Raw genomic sequence first — 14,404 nt, 5'->3', positions numbered from 1 at the left:
GTGAAGTCCTTATAAGCTGTGTCCGTCATCGTCACCGCGCCCTTGCAAGAGCGGGTGCGTTGCGTGGGCGTGAACTTCTGAGAGTTCTTCTGAGATTGCGATAATCCTGGAAGAAGCAAGCTGGTGCAGCTCGTCAACAACAGCCTCTGCCCGGTCGTGGCTATCCGACAATCCTTGAGCCTGGAAGTGGGCCGCTGCGGTCGAAATGTCGTCGCTGCGCCATCCCATTGTAGTGCCCAAAGTGACGTTGTGATGGTCGCCAAAGCGGGCAACAAACGCCTCGCCGTCGAGGCCGTAGCTGCTGGCCGTGTCGGTCACTTCCTTGCGGATCGCCGCCCACTTGTCGGCCTCTGGATAATCCAAGACATCCATTTCAGCGGTACTCATTCCCATCATCGTTGAATAGCGGCGGTCCTCGATGATGAAGGCTTGAAGGTCCGGATCGTTGGTGCGCAGATCCGCAACGTCGCCCTTCAGCTCGCCAATCTGAATGTCCATTGCGACACGCAGATGAGGGTCGTCAACCTCACGGGCCAGCCCTTCCATCTTGTCGATGGATTGCAGCAATTCTTTGGTCTGAGACTGGAAGCCCTCATAGGCCCCCTCGCCCAAGGTGTCCTGCATATATACCTCGTAGCGGCGTGATGCCGGGGCATAATCAGCCGACACCTGGAACTCCTTGTCATCGACAATATCAGCAAGGGCAGACAGATACGGATGGCTCTGTTCATTGACCCGAACTTCACTGATATGGGCAACAACCTGAGCTTTCAGCTCGGGTGCGATTGTTTCCTCAGAACCGCCTAATTCGATGTGTCGCCGCAAGTTGCTGATGACTTCGGGCGACACATAAGACGGGTCTCCTGGCTCGCCGTAATCATCAAAATGATGGGCTTGATCCAGCAGATGTTCCATTCTCGATACCATAGGTTCCTCACTTTCAACGAGTTGGATGGCAAACTCTTCGATCCGGTCTTTGACAGCGTTGGCGCGCTCATCAAACAGATCCGACATTCTTGCGATGGATAGGGTCATCACATCGGCAGCCATGTCGCGGGCCGTACCTTCGACTTCCGGAGTGGTTTCAACAACCGACATTCCGGCCTGAACTTTCCACGTGTCCGTCTCAACTTCCTGCCGCAATCCGCGCTCAAGGCGGGTCGTTGCGGTCAGCTCAATTCCGTATTCCTCAGCAACCTCGACCTGGATAGAGCGCTGGACGTCGATGTTCATTTCGCTGCTCATACCCATAGCCAACCACTGACCATGCTCGACGCCTCGGTTGTTCACAACGATGTGGACATGGGGGTTATCGGTGTCGTTGTGAAACACTGTCAGATAGTCCCAGGTATCGCCAAAATCACCGCTCCCAAACAGGCGATCTGCGAACTCTAAACCGGCCTCGTGAGCGGCGTCCGGATAGGTGCCTTCGGGAAAAGAAACGATCATGTGACGGGTGTAACCGTAGTTGGTTTTCCCATTGAAATCCTCGGCCCAAGTCTCGACCAAATCACTGACCTGATCCGCATCAAGCGGGGTCACGCCGTTGTCGCGGATGTCCAATACACCCTCTGCCCTGACGGTCAGATAGTTGATCTGGCGGCGCAGCTCATGCGCGTTTTTCACCCCACCTTTGCGGACGTGCTTTACAACCGCCTCAGGCTTGCCAACCACAGCACCAAGCCGCGCCTTGATGGATGAGGCCCGCGAGATCATGAACTTCATGCGCTTGGCGGTCTGCAACAGCTGATTGATCTGTTTGGAACGATCGACACCCTTCTGAGCTTCGCGGAACGCAAGTTCTAAGAAGTCACCTGCTGTCAGATCGTGGGTTGCAGCGTTCATGCGGCAGCATCCCAATCGTCATCACGCAAGATCCGGCGAATAGCGGATTCCGGCTCTCGGTTCCGGCGCGCTGCTGTGATCATCGCCTTCAAGTCTTGCCGGTGCTGGATGATCGCACGATGAAGATTTTCGACGTCGCGGCGGTCGTCATCCGTCCAGATCACCGTGCCGCGCTTGGCCGATTTCGCAAGCTGATTGAGGTTGGTGTACCCACCCTGAACCTGCCGCAAGTGCTTCTGCCAGAGATCTACAACAGCGGGATCAGGATCGAGATAACCGATCAGGCGATAGATCAGACGCTGGATGATTTGATTGCGGCTCTTGGCCCCCAGCGCGTCCACGGCAGCCTCCAGACGCTCCAGCGCGTCCACTGGCAAGCGTACGGAAAAGACAGTGGTGTCAGAAGCTTTGCTCTCGCTCAAATCGCAATCAATCCTTGGTTGCATTTGTGATTTGTAACACAACTACCTTATCCTGTCATACACTCCAAGAGGAAACCGGGGTGATTTTAGAAATCCGCATTTTCTCAAATTGCCCCCGGAACAGTTTTGCTCTTGGAGGCAATCTCCACGCCGGGAAAAGGGTCCCACCCCTTTTCCAGTCAGCAGGCGTGGGTGCCGGTGGACTGGCGCAGGGCAATCATGCTCCGCATGGGCTGCCCGAACAGCGCCCGTCACATATCGGCACATTTAAGTTCAGTATGGCATTTTTCGCGCGCCTCAGCGCGCTCTGTTTCCCGCCGCTTGCGCGGCGGGTGTGGCAGGAGTGTGAACTGCCGCGTTGCGGCCGGACGGTGCCCCTGCCCGGCCGTTGGTCTGCGCGCCACGTGTGGCGCATGTGTGGTCCGGCTCTTTGGCCGGAACAAAGAAAAGGGCGGCTTGCACCGCCCTGCCCTCCCCGTCATTCGGTGACGGGCTCGTCATCGACCCGCTTCGGGAAGGCCACCATCTCAACGCCGGGGAACATGCTGTGCTTGACCTGGATCGAGGTGATGTTGCCTGTCTCATCGGTGTTGACGAAGAGAACCCCGCACCGATCCCAGAAAGTCTTGCCTTCTTTTTCACCGGTCTTGACGTTCAGTTTCAGAGTTTGAGTTGCCATTGTTTGATCCTCGCTATGGCGTGTTTCGATGAACATGGGAAAAGCGGGCATCAAGGGGACGTCAGCAGGGAATTTGGTCCGCGCGGAATGCGCCGCAGGCGCAGGGGAAATTCCTTGTTGAAGCGCGGTGCCCGGTCCGGGCACCGCGCGTCTTCCCCGACTACCCGCTTATGTTCATCCCTTCAGAAACACGGCAGCCGAGGATCATCTCCAGCAACGAGGTTGAAACTGTCGGGCCAAGTGAATAGGCAAGACTTTCTGGGATCGCTGCGCGCGGACCATCTGAACAATGCGATGTGGTTTATGGCGGCAACATCGCCTCGGTCCGACACGGGCGCAGTGCTCAATTTGGAGTGCGGGTGGCCTTTGCGGATCGGTATGACCTTCGTGGCAAAAGACGGACGATCACCGGCGGCAATAGTCGCCCATTCCTACTGGCGGAGGCCAAAGACCGGACGGTCCGGTCCTGGTCCGCGCTTGCGTGGATCAGGTTAACAGACGGACTCAACTTGGCGAGGTGAAATCTGACCAATAACCACCGCTAACACTCGGATTTGAGCTTTGCTGCCCAATCCAGGCTCAACGTTCGAACTGACGCACGAAACCTGCAAGGACTGAGTAACCGTCCGTTCTTAAGTCTTGAACGCATTCCAAGCCATACCAAAGGTCGGCTATTTGGACGCTATGGTTATTCACTCATCCAAACACAAGATCATTCCGTATTTCGAACCCCCGCTCCAATCAGAACAGGCATTACCTGCTCATCAGATTCGAACTCGAATATCCGTTCGACCCGAATTGAGCCAAGCGTTGCCGCCTCCAGCGCGGCCTTCATTTGATTTAACGTCAATCCGAAACCGTCATTGCCTGACGCTTGCCAATCCCACTGCACAAAATGCCCACCCTTGTTGAGCAAACCGGCCAGTACTGCCACGGCACCACTGTAATCTGGAAGAAAGGCGCAAACGGAAGAAGCGCAAATTAAATCGAAACCTGAGACCCCGGTTTCCAAGTCCTGAACATTTCCCGCCAGCATATCTCCGTGAACCGCCCTGACATTGGGCAGGTTTTTTGCCTGCAGAACCGCAATCATATTCTCTGAGGTATCAACCGCGACAACTTCCGCCACATGCGGTGCGATTTTCTCTGCCAGCAATCCGGTGCCACATCCAAAGTCGAGCACGCGCTTTGATCGCCAATTCTTCCCGCGAATATCCAAGTGCTCGTCCAGCGTGGTGAAAGCGCGACTCGCATAGCGTCTGACGTCGTCATTGTCGTCCCAACCATCGGCATAGTCGTTCCAGTCATCGGTCATGTTGCTTGCGTTTCCTTGTGGGTTTGCATCGGCCCCAACACATCTGCGCTGAGACAGACGCATCGATACGAACGCGCGACATTGGCTAGGTCGGCGACAACAGTCAACATGGGTTTGGAACGGCATATGGAGGGAATGGAGGCGACCTCGGCAAGCCTCTGCCGACGATCTTGCACACAAGAAAGAGGCCCACCGAAGCGGGCCGCAAGTTTAACCGAAGGAAAGTCTCGAGGTATTGAAGTCAGGCTAACGCTTGCGCGTGCGATCGACAACACCATCGGCTGTAATCGTGGCAATGCGATCCTCGGTGCGGCGGGTCATTTCCACGCCGTCCCCTGTCATATGCGCCTCGGCAAATTCCGTGAACTTGAAGATGCTGCCATCGGCTTCCACATGGGTTTCATCTTCCGCCGAGCGCCGCTTCACCGATCCGTCATGGCGGATTTCGATGATCGTGTTGTCGGCCATTCGGACCGTCACGGAATGCTCATCCACAGCCACACCCTGCCACCACATATCCGCATCGCGGCGCACAACAATGCGACTGGGATGCAGCTTGATCTGCACGTCCTTTGTTGTCTCTGGATCAGCGGCTTTGACGACGACGATGGCCTCTTGCGCGCTGGGATCATTGTGGATCGATGCGCTTCCGTTCTTTGGCGGCCAGAGCTTTGGCTGTTCGCGCGGCTTGCCCTCCTGATCCGTGTGGAACCCGACAAACATCTGCGCGGATTTCCAAACGCGGCGGGCGGCTTTCTCGAGCTTGTTCGATGAGGTGTCCATGGGTCAATCCAAATCCATTTTGGCGAAAGTACCACCTTTAAATGTAGGCCGGGTGGCCTACCTCTGATAGCTATGCGCGACGGGGTGTTCGCGCAATGCCACTTTGAGTTTTCATCATTGAGGATGACACAGCCAGAGATTGAAGGGCAGGGCGCAAAGCGCCCTGCCCCGTTAGGTTCAAAAGCAATCAGGAACCCAAGCATCGATCCGGGCTTTCTGTGCCTCAGACACACCCAGTGCATCCTGATGCGCGTTGTCATTGAAGAGCTTGTGCATCGCTTCGTTCTTCGCACCTTTCTTGGATTTCGCGAAGGCTTTGAACATGTCGGTGTCGCCATGCAGGTCCAGCAGGTCTTTGTAGAGATCATCCAGCTGCCAGCCTTTCAATCGTTTGAAGCAGTTCTCAGCGGACGGGGTCCAGATCGTGCGCATGTCAGCACCAATCTCAGCCTCGATCTCCGCCATGAACTCCGGGCGTTGGGTCAGGAACCGCCGGGCCAGAAAACTCGTGATCTCACCGTTGCGGGTCTTCTTGCCCAGCTCGCGAAACGCTTTGAACGCCTCCACGCTGCCTTTTGCGGACATCTCCTGAAACTGGTCATAGGCTGCCTCTGCCGCCTCATCCCGCTCCCCGCCAAGACGCGGGTCGAGGATGAACTGGTCATTGATCTCGGGTGCGTTCCGCTCGGCACCACCATAACCAAACCCAAACAGGTTGCTGGTCAGACCAGACGCCGGGGTGGCGTAGAAGGCAAACAGGCTCAACACATAATCAGGCTTGTCCAGCAGGGCTGTTTGAACCGCTGCCAGCCGGATCGCCACCATGTCATCGATGAACTTCTGCGAATAGGCCGGTTTTGGTGTCTCCCCGGCCTCGGGCTCTTTGACCGGGGCCAGAACACCGGCCTCAATGGCGGCCTGCACATGTTCTGCCGCGACATAGGCCGATGATGTTTTGATCTCGCCATTGTTGCCGACATAGAGGAACACACCGGACAGCTTGCGCTGATCATCAGAATAGAACGGTGCTGCATAGTCCTCGAGCGCGACCAGCTCCTTTTCACCATCCGCGTCCAGAGCCTCTGCCTCATAGAGTTCGACAAGTTCGTCATACCGCTCGGCCTGTATTTCGGTGAACTCTCGACTTACCATCTCCAGACGGTGCATGCCTTCGCTTCCCGAAAATCCATAGGGGATGTAGCTGTCTTCATGGGTGTCCACCCAGTCCCAGCCTTCTGCTTCGCGCAGCTTTGCTGCTTCTGCCGCCAGTTTCTCAGCAAACAAACGGTCCAGTAGCGCTCCCTCATTGAACAGGGTTTCATCGGCAAAGAGATCAGCGGTGACGGTGCCGCCTGCTTCAACATAAGCCTTCTGCCCCACAAACACGGCTTTGCGGTTGGTGCTGCGGACTGCCTCTGATGTCAGGGCCTGTTTGACATCATGCTCACTGAACCACCGACACTCTTTGGCCTGTTCCAGCACTTGCAGAATTTTCTCTTCTTCACTGCTGACCGTCATGGCCTTGGCCAGCCCCATGCTGATCTCACCCGCCTTGAGCGCGTCTAGAACGGCAGCGGGCAGACCAGCCAGTGCAAGGCGGCGGCGCACATGGGCTTCGGTCACGCCAAAGGCATTGCTGATCTTGGCAGCAGACAGGGATTTCTCGGACATCTTGCCATAGGCGCGGACCTCGTCCACCGGGTCCAGTTCCTCACGCGCCGTGTTTTCCGCATTGGCCCATTGTTCGGCCACAAACGGGTTGTCTGTTATCTTCACGGGAACCTGTGCCAGATCAGCACGCTCGGTCACGGCGATATTCAGAGCCCGCAGGCGGCGGCCACCGGCAACGATAGCAACTTTGCCATCGGCATCGCGTAGGCCACTGAGGTTCTGGATCAGGCCGCACATGACCAGACTGTCAGCTAGCAGGGCAATGCCTTCCTCGGCAACGTCCTGCCGTGGGTTCAGATCGGACAGGTAGAGGTCAGACAGGGCGAGGGTTTCGATGATCTCCGGTGCGGTGAATGTTTCGACTTTGCTCATGGGGCAAATCCTTGTTTGGGTGTTTTGCTTCGTGTTAAGGGTGCCCTACCCCTTCCGGGGTAGAGCGGGGCCGCTTAGGCGGCTGCGTGTTGTTTCAAGAAGCGGAGCGCGATGTTTGCAGACAGGCCTCCCTTCTTGAGCAATTCCACAGCTTCACGTGTTCGCTGTTCGATGATCTTTGCAGGCATAGTCTCACCTCCTTTCCTGCGCGGGTTGCGCATGCAGTCCCTGCCCCGTTGGGACAGGGCTGGTCTCAGTATTCGCTGGGGCACATGATGGTCAGGACACGGCGCGTTACTGCGGGATCAAACGGGCGGTCAGAGCCGTAGGTGTAGTCCGCGTCATAGAGGTCGATTTTCCAGAACAGCTTCTGGTCACGAACCGTCACAGTTCCAAAGGTGTGATCGCCATAGGGGTCATTACCCTCGTCGAACTGGTCATCCGACGCCACTGCAGCCAAAGCCGCAGTCTGAAACTCCATCCCTTCGCCCGACACACCGGGCGTGACAAAAACCTGCCCCTGAATGCCCTTTGTCTGCATCTCGATTGCTGCAGTCGGATCGATCAGGGCTTTCCGAAACAGGTCATTCTGGGCCGCAATCTCTGCCGCCTGAAGGCTGGTGTCATTTTCGATGTAATTTGTCGTCTCAAGGTTCAAAACCGTCTCTCCTCTCATGGTGTGACCTCCGGGGCTGATCCCCTTTGGTGCTGGTTTTGAGCCGAGCCCTGAAAGGGCGTCGTCTCTAAAACCTGCCCCGTGGCGAACGCGGAGAGGGGCGAGACAGGACAAATCGACAAGAGTGGTGCGGCCCGCAGCGCAGCGCGCGAGGACACGGTCTTGTCTAATTGTCTTGTCCGAGGGGGGAGGCCGCGCCTTCCCCCTAACGTCGGGTGGCGTTTGGCTTGCCCAAATCCCGCCTGACCAACAAAAAAAGGCCAAAGGATCTTCGATCCTGCGGAAGCGCAAAAGGGATCGTCTCCCGGAGGGCAGATCACCACGGCATGGACCGACCATGACCCAAAGCCCCTGCCCCGGCTCGCAAGAGACGGTTCAGGGGCTACTGGGACAGGGAGATCATGCTGGGGTGTTCTGGGTGGAAGCCGGCATGCCGACTGAAACCTAGAGCCCGGTCACGAGCCAGCTGGCTCGGGATTTGCCAAGGGACAAAGGCCGCAGCCCGAAATCACTCACCGACCGGAACATACCCTCGTCGGAGCTTTTGCTTTTCAAGTTCTTGGAGCGCCTCACTAGCCTGAGCTTCGTCATCATACGTCACCCTCATAGCTTGCCCGTTTGTGCCTATTCGTCCCCAGGTGCGAAGAACGGACACTTCGCCAAACAGCGTCGGCTGCAACTCTATTCCATAGAACCGCGCCATGTTGACGTCTGGATCCACATGGATCAGGTGGACAGGTGTGGTTGCCGTCAGTTCCATGACGCGATTGTCGGCAAACTCAGCCCGTCTGTCCAATGACATTGCGAAATCAATTCCCGTGAAAGGATTCTGATCCTGAATGGAATATGACATCGAGTTCATCCGCTACTACTATAGCTGACCAATATGTAGGTAATGGGATCGGCCATGTTTCGTTTTCTACTATTTGCTTTCGTGATGGGTCTTGCCGCCAGCGCAGGCACGGCGCAGACACCGCCTTCGGCTGATGAGGTCGCGCAATACGAAGGTCTCTTCGCAGCCGCTCACACCGGCAACGAAGAAATGATCCGGCAGCTCGTTGCGGCAGGGGCAAACGTCAACGCGCGCGACTCCCAAGGCCGCACGCCAGCCCATGTCGCAGCCTTTGCTTCGGAGGACGAGGCGTTGCGTACGCTCGCTGAGGCCGATGCTGACATGAATGCGCTTGAAGGTCAGTCTTACGACGTAGTCACGATTGCGGCCGTTGCAAATGATCCGGAATTGATGACACTCGCCATCGAGTTGGGCAACGATCCAGGCCTAACGACCAGCCCTTATGACGGAACGGCTCTGATCGCGGCCGCCCATCTCGGTCATGTAGAGATTGTCAGACGGCTGATCGCCGCAGGCGCGCCTCTGGACCATGTGAACAATCTGCACTGGACAGCAGTTATCGAAGCCGTTGTGCTTGGTGACGGCGGCCAGGATCATCTTGCAGTTCTTGATGCACTGTTGGCAGCGGGTGCTGACCGATCGCTTGCCGATCGTAACGGAACTACGCCACTCGAACACGCCGAATTACGCGGATTTTCTGAGATGGCTGAACGGCTAAGACAAGAGGACTGAGACCAGTCCAGCTGGCAGAAGCGGTGAGTTTCACCTGACAGGCGCAGATGGCAGCTTGGATAGGACCGACCTCCGATCAAAGTGGTGTCGTGGCACAGTGGTGAAAAAGATGAGTATGTTATCCATTTTAACCTCTCACGCATCACCCACATCGTCACAAAAAAGTTCATACAATACAGCAACAACCGCTGATACTCTTTGATCGGCGATCCTGTAGTAAATGTTCTTCCCATCGCGTCGTGCATCGATCAATCCAGAAAGGCGCGGGCGGGACAGTTGCTGCGAGGCGGCGGCCTGGCGCATGGAGAGCATGTCCTGAATTTCGCCAACAGATTTCTCACCGGCGAGAAGCAGGCACAATATCTGCAGACGACCGTCATGTGCCATGGCCTTCAGAAAGTCGGTTGCTTCAAGGGCGTTTTCGCCGAGGTCTGCCTTCAATTGGCGCTCCAAAACAGTGTTAAATCTTGATATCACAATTTCTGTTATCAACCACCTCCGCGGCGCGGATAGCGTAGCAATCTATCTTCATGCCTGCGTAGTGGTTGGCCATTGGACCTTTCAGAATTTCCGCTCATACTTAGAGCATCTGAGCATCAAAATGAGATATTCTCGATGATTAAACTGATCATGTGTTTGCACCGCCGTTCGGACATGAGCCGAGAAGAGTTCCAGGATTATTGGCTGAACAAGCACGGGCCATTTTTTCAAAAGAACGCGACGGTAATGCGCTCTAAGCGGTACGTACAAAGCCATACAATTGACAGCCCACTGAATAACGCGATGAGAGAGTCCAGAAACATGCAACCGGAATTTGACGGTGTGGCTGAGGTCTGGTTCTCTTCTGAAGAAGATCTGATGGAAGCGATGGGCACCACTGAAATGCAAGAACTAAGCGCAGAGTTGCTGCAAGACGAGGCCAATTTCGTCGACCACACAAAGTCATGCGCATTTATTGTCCAAGAGCGGGAACTCTAGACCAGTTGAAAAAAGTCGCTCAGCCCACAAGTGACATTCACCACTTTCTCAAGCGAAGCAATGCGCACTTCGCCCTGCAGACCGGCGAGGACAATCCGGATCTTTTCTTCAGAAGAGAAGTGCCTGCGTGTTTGGCGCTAAACGCCCCTGACTAACTTGCCAGCGGCATATTTCGATGTTCCGGATATCTTGTTAATCAAAGCCCAAAACCTGTCCGGCGAGCACAGACGTCAGACACCCAGAGCAACTATGCAACGAGATCGAAATGAGCAATCTTGGCTTCACATTCAGGCGCGCGAAGAATGGCGATGTGGTGGTCGATCATCACGGTCGGCGCGCGACGACTCTTCGGGGCGACAAGGCGGAATGGTTTCTGCAAGATATGAGCGGTCTGGATTTCGAGGACCAACAGCAGGAAATGGCCCGTGTTACCGGCAACTATAAACGCGGGAATGAACGCAAGGCGCGCAACCATCCACGAAACCGGTAGGCTTGAAAAAAGATACGGAACCGGCACGGCGACGCTGTGTTTGGCGCCACTCATGTCGTCGAATTGAGCGATGGTCATGTGCAGCTCTCGATGCGCCTCAGCCTCCCAGCCCCGCCTCGACATCCCAAAACGGCCTGTCCCTCCCGATCTGTTCGGCAAGGAAATCCACAAAGGCGCGCACTTTCATTGGCATATGACGGCGTTCGGGGAACACCGCATAAAGCGCCTGTTCCGGCAATGTGTATTCCGGCAAGACCCGGATCAGACGGCCAGCGGCTAAATGGGAACCTGCTACGAATGTTGGCAGCCGCCCGATACCAAGTCCGTCGAGTAACGCGGTACAAAGCGTCTCGCTGTTGTTGACGCGCAGTGTGCCTTTGGTGCGGGTCCGCACTTCTCCATGCGGACCTTGGAACACCCATTCCATAGGATCCCGTGAATAGGCGTAATGCAGGCAATTGTGCGCCAGCAGATCTTCGGGATGCTGTGGGGTACCCTTTCGCGATATGTATTTCGGTGAAGCGACAAGGACGCTATGGATCGGCGCCAGCCGACGCGCGATCAGGGCGGAGTCGGGCAATGTACCGGCCCGGATGGCCATATCCAGCCCGGCATCGACCAGATCGACAACCCGGTCATCCATGGTCAGATCCATCGTGATATCAGGATAGGCAGCCAGAAACTCGGTGAGCAGCGGCGCAATATGTAGCCGTCCGAAGGACATCGGCGCGCTTATCCTCAGATGCCCGACCGGTTGACCCTGAAGGGCCGCAACCGCGTCTTCTGCTTCCTGCGCCGATCCAAGCGCCTGGACTGCGTGCGTCAGATAGATTTCCCCGGCTTCAGTCAGCGAGATGCTGCGCGTCGAGCGATGAAACAGTTGGGTGCCAAGATGTGCTTCCAGTGCGCCAACCCGTTTGCTGACGGCTGATTTCGTGATCCCCAATCGCCGCGCAGCTGCAGCAAAGCCACCGTTCTCGGCCACAGCGACAAATACCGGGATAGCGCCGATTTCGACCATGTCACCCTCACACTGTCAACTTTTTCTCATCCTTGAGTATCCCAAATAGCCAATTATCCCTCCTTGGGAAACACGTTAGGTCGTCCTCAACACGTATCGTTTGGAGGCGGCCATGCCCAAAATGCTCATCAACGGAATTCTGCGCGACAAACCAGCGCAATCTGATGGACGCTTCCACCGATTGCCCAGCTCCTTTCGTGGCTGGATCAGCCCGGATGTTGGGGCAGATTTTCCGGCCACTTCTGGTCGCTATCACCTCTATATGTCCAAGGCATGCCCGTGGTGTCATGGCGTCGACCTGGTGTTGTCGCTCAAAGGACTGCGCCAGGCCATCGGCATCACATGGATGGACCCGGTGATGTCTGAGGACGGCTGGATCATCGACCAAACCGACTTTGACGAGACGACCGGTGTGCCACGTGACCGATACCTCTATCAGGTCTATCAGCGCGCCGAACCCACCCATACCGGCGCGATTACAGTCCCGCTACTGCTGGACACGCACAGCGACCAGATTGTCAGCACCGACTCCGCTGATATCATGCGAATGCTCAACACCGCCTTCACGGACGCGACTGGTCCGGACCTTTATCCGGCCGAGGTCGCAGCTGAGATCGACCGGCTGGCGGAGGCCATCCAGGCTCCTATTCGCAACGGTGTCTATCGTGTCGGTTTTGCCACCACACAGGACGCCTATGACGAGGCAGCCCATCAGCTCTATTTAGCGCTGGACGTTGTCGAAGCAGTGCTAAAGACACAGCGTTTTCTGGCTGGCGCAATACCGACCGAGGTTGACCTGAAGCTCTTTCCGACCCTGCTGCGGTTCGACCCCGTCTATGTGACGCATTTCAGGATAGATCGGAAACGGATCATCGATTACCCGGCCCTTTCGCGCTACCTGACGGAGTTCGCTCAACTGCCTGACGTCGCTGAAACCATCGATTTGCAGCATATCCGCGCGCATTATTTTCTCAGCCATCGTCACATCAACCCAAGCGGGATCATCCCGATCGGGCCAGAACCAGACTTCATCATTGCGGTACCAACAAAAGGAGCCGCATGATGCCCCGCTTTGTCAGAGTCCTTCCACCGACAGCGCTGATCATCACCATCGGCGCGTTGGTTGGCGTCAGTTTTACCTTGACCAAGTTTGTGGCAATTGCGGGCATCGCGCCACAACTTGCCTTGTTCTGGCAGCTCTTGGTCGCAAGTCTGGTTCTGTTTGCCATTGGGGTGATTTCCGGCAAGCGCCCCCCGCTACATCGCAGGTATCTAACCTATTACCTTGGGGCTGGCATCCTTGGCATCAGCGGGCCTGCCCTGATTGGCTATACTGTGTTGGGTCACGTTTCGACTGGCTTCTACTCCGCTCTCGTCACGCTCTCACCCCTCTTCACATTTGCGATCACGGCTTTGGTCGAAAGGCGGATGTTGCCGACATATCGCCTGGTCGGGATTTTGATCGGGCTAGTTGGCATCAGCTTTGCTACTCATGGAGGTTTTGACCTGTCGGGCGTCGCGCCGCACTGGATTGCTATTGCAATGGCCGGCCCGCTTCTTCTGGCCATGGGCAATGTCTTTCGCAGCCGGGCCTACCCTCCGGGCGGTGATCCCATGGCGCTGGCAGCCGGAACTCTTGGGTTGCAACTGCTGGTGATCGGGCTGCCGGTCCTTGTCAGCGGTCAGGTCTCGCCCGGTTCGTTTGGTCCCGGCCCAATTGTTGCTATCATCGGGATCGGACTGATCACCGCACTCAGCTACGTGCTGACCTTCGAGGTGCAGCGACGTACCGATGGTGTCGGATTTGCCCAGGTCGGATACTTCGCCACTCTTTTCGGCATTGTCTTCGGAGCTTTGGCCTTTGGTGAGCCGATCCGCCTCACCTTGGTTGTAGCGCTCGCGGTACTCTTTCTTGGATTGGCCCTCACCAACGGGCACCTCCGCTTTGACCACTTCCGGCATTTTCTCTCAAAACGCCGGCCGGAACGCCGCTGAACGTCACAACACACAAAACATCTGTCATGGAGAACAAAGATGCAGATCACCAATGATTACAGCTCGCCGCACGCCGCACTGGTTGCCGAACTCTATACAGCTGTTGATGCAATGAACGCAGAAGACGTTGTCGGATTTGTAACCGAAGACGTTACATTCCGCCTCGGGAATTTCGATCCGATTATCGGGCGCGAACCTGTCCTTCTGGCCAATGAGGCGTTCTTTCAGACTATCTCTGCCATGCGCCACACCATCACCGGCATCTGGTCGAGAGGCGACACAGTGTTCTGTGACGGCACCGTCCATTATACTCGCAAAGATAGCAGCGAGCATGAAGTCCCATTCGCCACGCGCCTTGGCCTGCGGGAGGGTATAGTGGCTGATTACGTAGTCTACGTGGATATCTCAGGGCTCTAGAGGTGCTGATACGGATATGCGGCTTCGGGTTTCAGAAGCCGCCATTCGCGTAGTACTGAATCTTGGTCGGTACGGCTCAAATCCCGCTTTTCCTGCGAAGGGCACATACGACAATTTTAAGTCTATCGAATGTCTGCAACGCTTAGGCCACAGAA

Annotated in this window: 16 protein-coding genes; 5 read left to right on the top strand and 11 right to left on the bottom strand. The window is 56.2% G+C overall.

Features of this window, described 5'->3' with window-relative positions; genetic code table 11:
• Nucleotides 1–9: 9 nt before the first annotated feature.
• From GOX88_RS09575 to GOX88_RS09540, 8 genes are all read right to left on the bottom strand, one after another.
• Entirely contained in the window at nt 10–1,845 is a 1,836-nt protein-coding gene (locus GOX88_RS09575) for a relaxase/mobilization nuclease domain-containing protein (RefSeq protein WP_170400926.1), read from the bottom strand.
• Complete coding sequence (locus tag GOX88_RS09570) at nt 1,842–2,267, bottom strand: ribbon-helix-helix protein, CopG family (protein WP_170400925.1); 426 nt, start codon at nt 2,265–2,267, stop codon at nt 1,842–1,844. Before GOX88_RS09570 ends, GOX88_RS09575 begins: the two co-directional genes overlap by 4 nt.
• Nucleotides 2,268–2,745: 478 nt before the next feature.
• Nucleotides 2,746–2,946: a hypothetical protein gene (locus GOX88_RS09565; RefSeq protein ID WP_170400924.1), complete on the bottom strand. Its 201-nt coding sequence runs from the start codon at nt 2,944–2,946 to the stop codon at nt 2,746–2,748.
• A gap of 712 nt (nt 2,947–3,658) precedes the next feature.
• Nucleotides 3,659–4,261: a class I SAM-dependent DNA methyltransferase gene (locus tag GOX88_RS09560; protein ID WP_170400923.1), complete on the bottom strand. Its 603-nt coding sequence runs from the start codon at nt 4,259–4,261 to the stop codon at nt 3,659–3,661.
• A 246-nt stretch (nt 4,262–4,507) separates the two neighbouring features.
• On the bottom strand, nt 4,508–5,044 hold the full coding sequence (locus GOX88_RS09555; protein WP_170400922.1) for a hypothetical protein: 537 nt from the start codon (nt 5,042–5,044) through the stop codon (nt 4,508–4,510).
• Nucleotides 5,045–5,221: 177 nt separating this feature from the next.
• The gene (locus GOX88_RS09550; protein WP_170400921.1) at nt 5,222–7,087 is read right to left on the bottom strand and encodes a ParB/RepB/Spo0J family partition protein; all 1,866 of its coding nucleotides are present in this window, start codon (nt 7,085–7,087) and stop codon (nt 5,222–5,224) included.
• A gap of 253 nt (nt 7,088–7,340) precedes the next feature.
• Nucleotides 7,341–7,763: a DUF3768 domain-containing protein gene (locus tag GOX88_RS09545; RefSeq protein ID WP_170400920.1), complete on the bottom strand. Its 423-nt coding sequence runs from the start codon at nt 7,761–7,763 to the stop codon at nt 7,341–7,343.
• A gap of 508 nt (nt 7,764–8,271) precedes the next feature.
• The gene (locus GOX88_RS09540; protein ID WP_254443312.1) at nt 8,272–8,616 is read right to left on the bottom strand and encodes a WGR domain-containing protein; all 345 of its coding nucleotides are present in this window, start codon (nt 8,614–8,616) and stop codon (nt 8,272–8,274) included.
• A 54-nt stretch (nt 8,617–8,670) separates the two neighbouring features.
• Between GOX88_RS09540 and GOX88_RS09535 the strand changes: the two genes are divergently transcribed.
• Entirely contained in the window at nt 8,671–9,348 is a 678-nt protein-coding gene (locus tag GOX88_RS09535) for an ankyrin repeat domain-containing protein (protein WP_170400919.1), read from the top strand.
• 135 nt (nt 9,349–9,483) lie between these two features.
• Here the strand turns inward: GOX88_RS09535 and GOX88_RS09530 are convergent, their stop codons facing one another.
• Nucleotides 9,484–9,789, bottom strand: a complete 306-nt coding sequence (locus tag GOX88_RS09530) for an ArsR/SmtB family transcription factor (protein ID WP_367648063.1) — start codon at nt 9,787–9,789, stop codon at nt 9,484–9,486.
• A gap of 174 nt (nt 9,790–9,963) precedes the next feature.
• Here GOX88_RS09530 and GOX88_RS09525 point away from each other — a divergent pair, with 174 nt between their 5' ends.
• Nucleotides 9,964–10,326 (top strand): EthD domain-containing protein, encoded by a 363-nt coding sequence (locus GOX88_RS09525; protein ID WP_170400918.1) that lies wholly within the window; start codon nt 9,964–9,966, stop codon nt 10,324–10,326.
• 247 nt (nt 10,327–10,573) lie between these two features.
• On the opposite strand, the gene GOX88_RS09520 is transcribed toward GOX88_RS09525, so the two are convergent.
• Nucleotides 10,574–10,894: a hypothetical protein gene (locus GOX88_RS09520; protein WP_170400917.1), complete on the bottom strand. Its 321-nt coding sequence runs from the start codon at nt 10,892–10,894 to the stop codon at nt 10,574–10,576.
• 19 nt (nt 10,895–10,913) lie between these two features.
• Nucleotides 10,914–11,837 carry a LysR family transcriptional regulator gene (locus GOX88_RS09515; protein ID WP_170400916.1) on the bottom strand — a complete coding sequence of 308 codons (924 nt, stop codon included), beginning with the start codon at nt 11,835–11,837 and terminating at the stop codon, nt 10,914–10,916.
• 112 nt (nt 11,838–11,949) lie between these two features.
• Here GOX88_RS09515 and GOX88_RS09510 point away from each other — a divergent pair, with 112 nt between their 5' ends.
• From GOX88_RS09510 to GOX88_RS09500, 3 genes are read left to right on the top strand one after another with little or no spacing between them, the layout of a single operon-like run.
• A complete protein-coding gene (locus tag GOX88_RS09510) occupies nt 11,950–12,900 on the top strand; it encodes a glutathione S-transferase family protein (RefSeq protein ID WP_170400915.1) in 951 nt (316 codons plus the stop codon).
• Nucleotides 12,900–13,832, top strand: a complete 933-nt coding sequence (locus GOX88_RS09505) for a DMT family transporter (protein ID WP_170400914.1) — start codon at nt 12,900–12,902, stop codon at nt 13,830–13,832. The genes GOX88_RS09510 and GOX88_RS09505 overlap by 1 nt, the downstream gene beginning before the upstream one ends.
• A 39-nt stretch (nt 13,833–13,871) precedes the next feature.
• Complete coding sequence (locus GOX88_RS09500; RefSeq protein WP_170400913.1) at nt 13,872–14,249, top strand: nuclear transport factor 2 family protein; 378 nt, start codon at nt 13,872–13,874, stop codon at nt 14,247–14,249.
• Nucleotides 14,250–14,404 lie beyond the last annotated feature (155 nt).

Source organism: Ruegeria arenilitoris (genome assembly GCF_013030985.1).
GTDB lineage: Bacteria > Pseudomonadota > Alphaproteobacteria > Rhodobacterales > Rhodobacteraceae > Ruegeria > Ruegeria arenilitoris_B.
The sequence above is the reverse complement of the archived record's forward strand: the minus strand, read 5'-3'. Positions and strand labels throughout refer to the sequence as shown.

Bases quoted from the DNA above. Each gene is read 5' to 3' on its own strand.
- GOX88_RS09545 (WP_170400920.1), bottom strand. From the start codon at position 7,763: ATGAGAGGAGAGACGGTTTTGAACCTTGAGACGACAAATTACATCGAA.
- GOX88_RS09520 (WP_170400917.1), bottom strand. From the start codon at position 10,894: ATGACCATCGCTCAATTCGACGACATGAGTGGCGCCAAACACAGCGTC.
- GOX88_RS09535 (WP_170400919.1), top strand. From the start codon at position 8,671: ATGTTTCGTTTTCTACTATTTGCTTTCGTGATGGGTCTTGCCGCCAGC.
- GOX88_RS09500 (WP_170400913.1), top strand. From the start codon at position 13,872: ATGCAGATCACCAATGATTACAGCTCGCCGCACGCCGCACTGGTTGCC.
- GOX88_RS09525 (WP_170400918.1), top strand. From the start codon at position 9,964: ATGATTAAACTGATCATGTGTTTGCACCGCCGTTCGGACATGAGCCGA.
- GOX88_RS09540 (WP_254443312.1), bottom strand. From the start codon at position 8,616: ATGTCATATTCCATTCAGGATCAGAATCCTTTCACGGGAATTGATTTC.
- GOX88_RS09550 (WP_170400921.1), bottom strand. From the start codon at position 7,087: ATGAGCAAAGTCGAAACATTCACCGCACCGGAGATCATCGAAACCCTC.
- GOX88_RS09575 (WP_170400926.1), bottom strand. From the start codon at position 1,845: ATGAACGCTGCAACCCACGATCTGACAGCAGGTGACTTCTTAGAACTT.
- GOX88_RS09555 (WP_170400922.1), bottom strand. From the start codon at position 5,044: ATGGACACCTCATCGAACAAGCTCGAGAAAGCCGCCCGCCGCGTTTGG.
- GOX88_RS09560 (WP_170400923.1), bottom strand. From the start codon at position 4,261: ATGACCGATGACTGGAACGACTATGCCGATGGTTGGGACGACAATGAC.
- GOX88_RS09510 (WP_170400915.1), top strand. From the start codon at position 11,950: ATGCCCAAAATGCTCATCAACGGAATTCTGCGCGACAAACCAGCGCAA.
- GOX88_RS09515 (WP_170400916.1), bottom strand. From the start codon at position 11,837: ATGGTCGAAATCGGCGCTATCCCGGTATTTGTCGCTGTGGCCGAGAAC.
- GOX88_RS09565 (WP_170400924.1), bottom strand. From the start codon at position 2,946: ATGGCAACTCAAACTCTGAAACTGAACGTCAAGACCGGTGAAAAAGAA.
- GOX88_RS09505 (WP_170400914.1), top strand. From the start codon at position 12,900: ATGCCCCGCTTTGTCAGAGTCCTTCCACCGACAGCGCTGATCATCACC.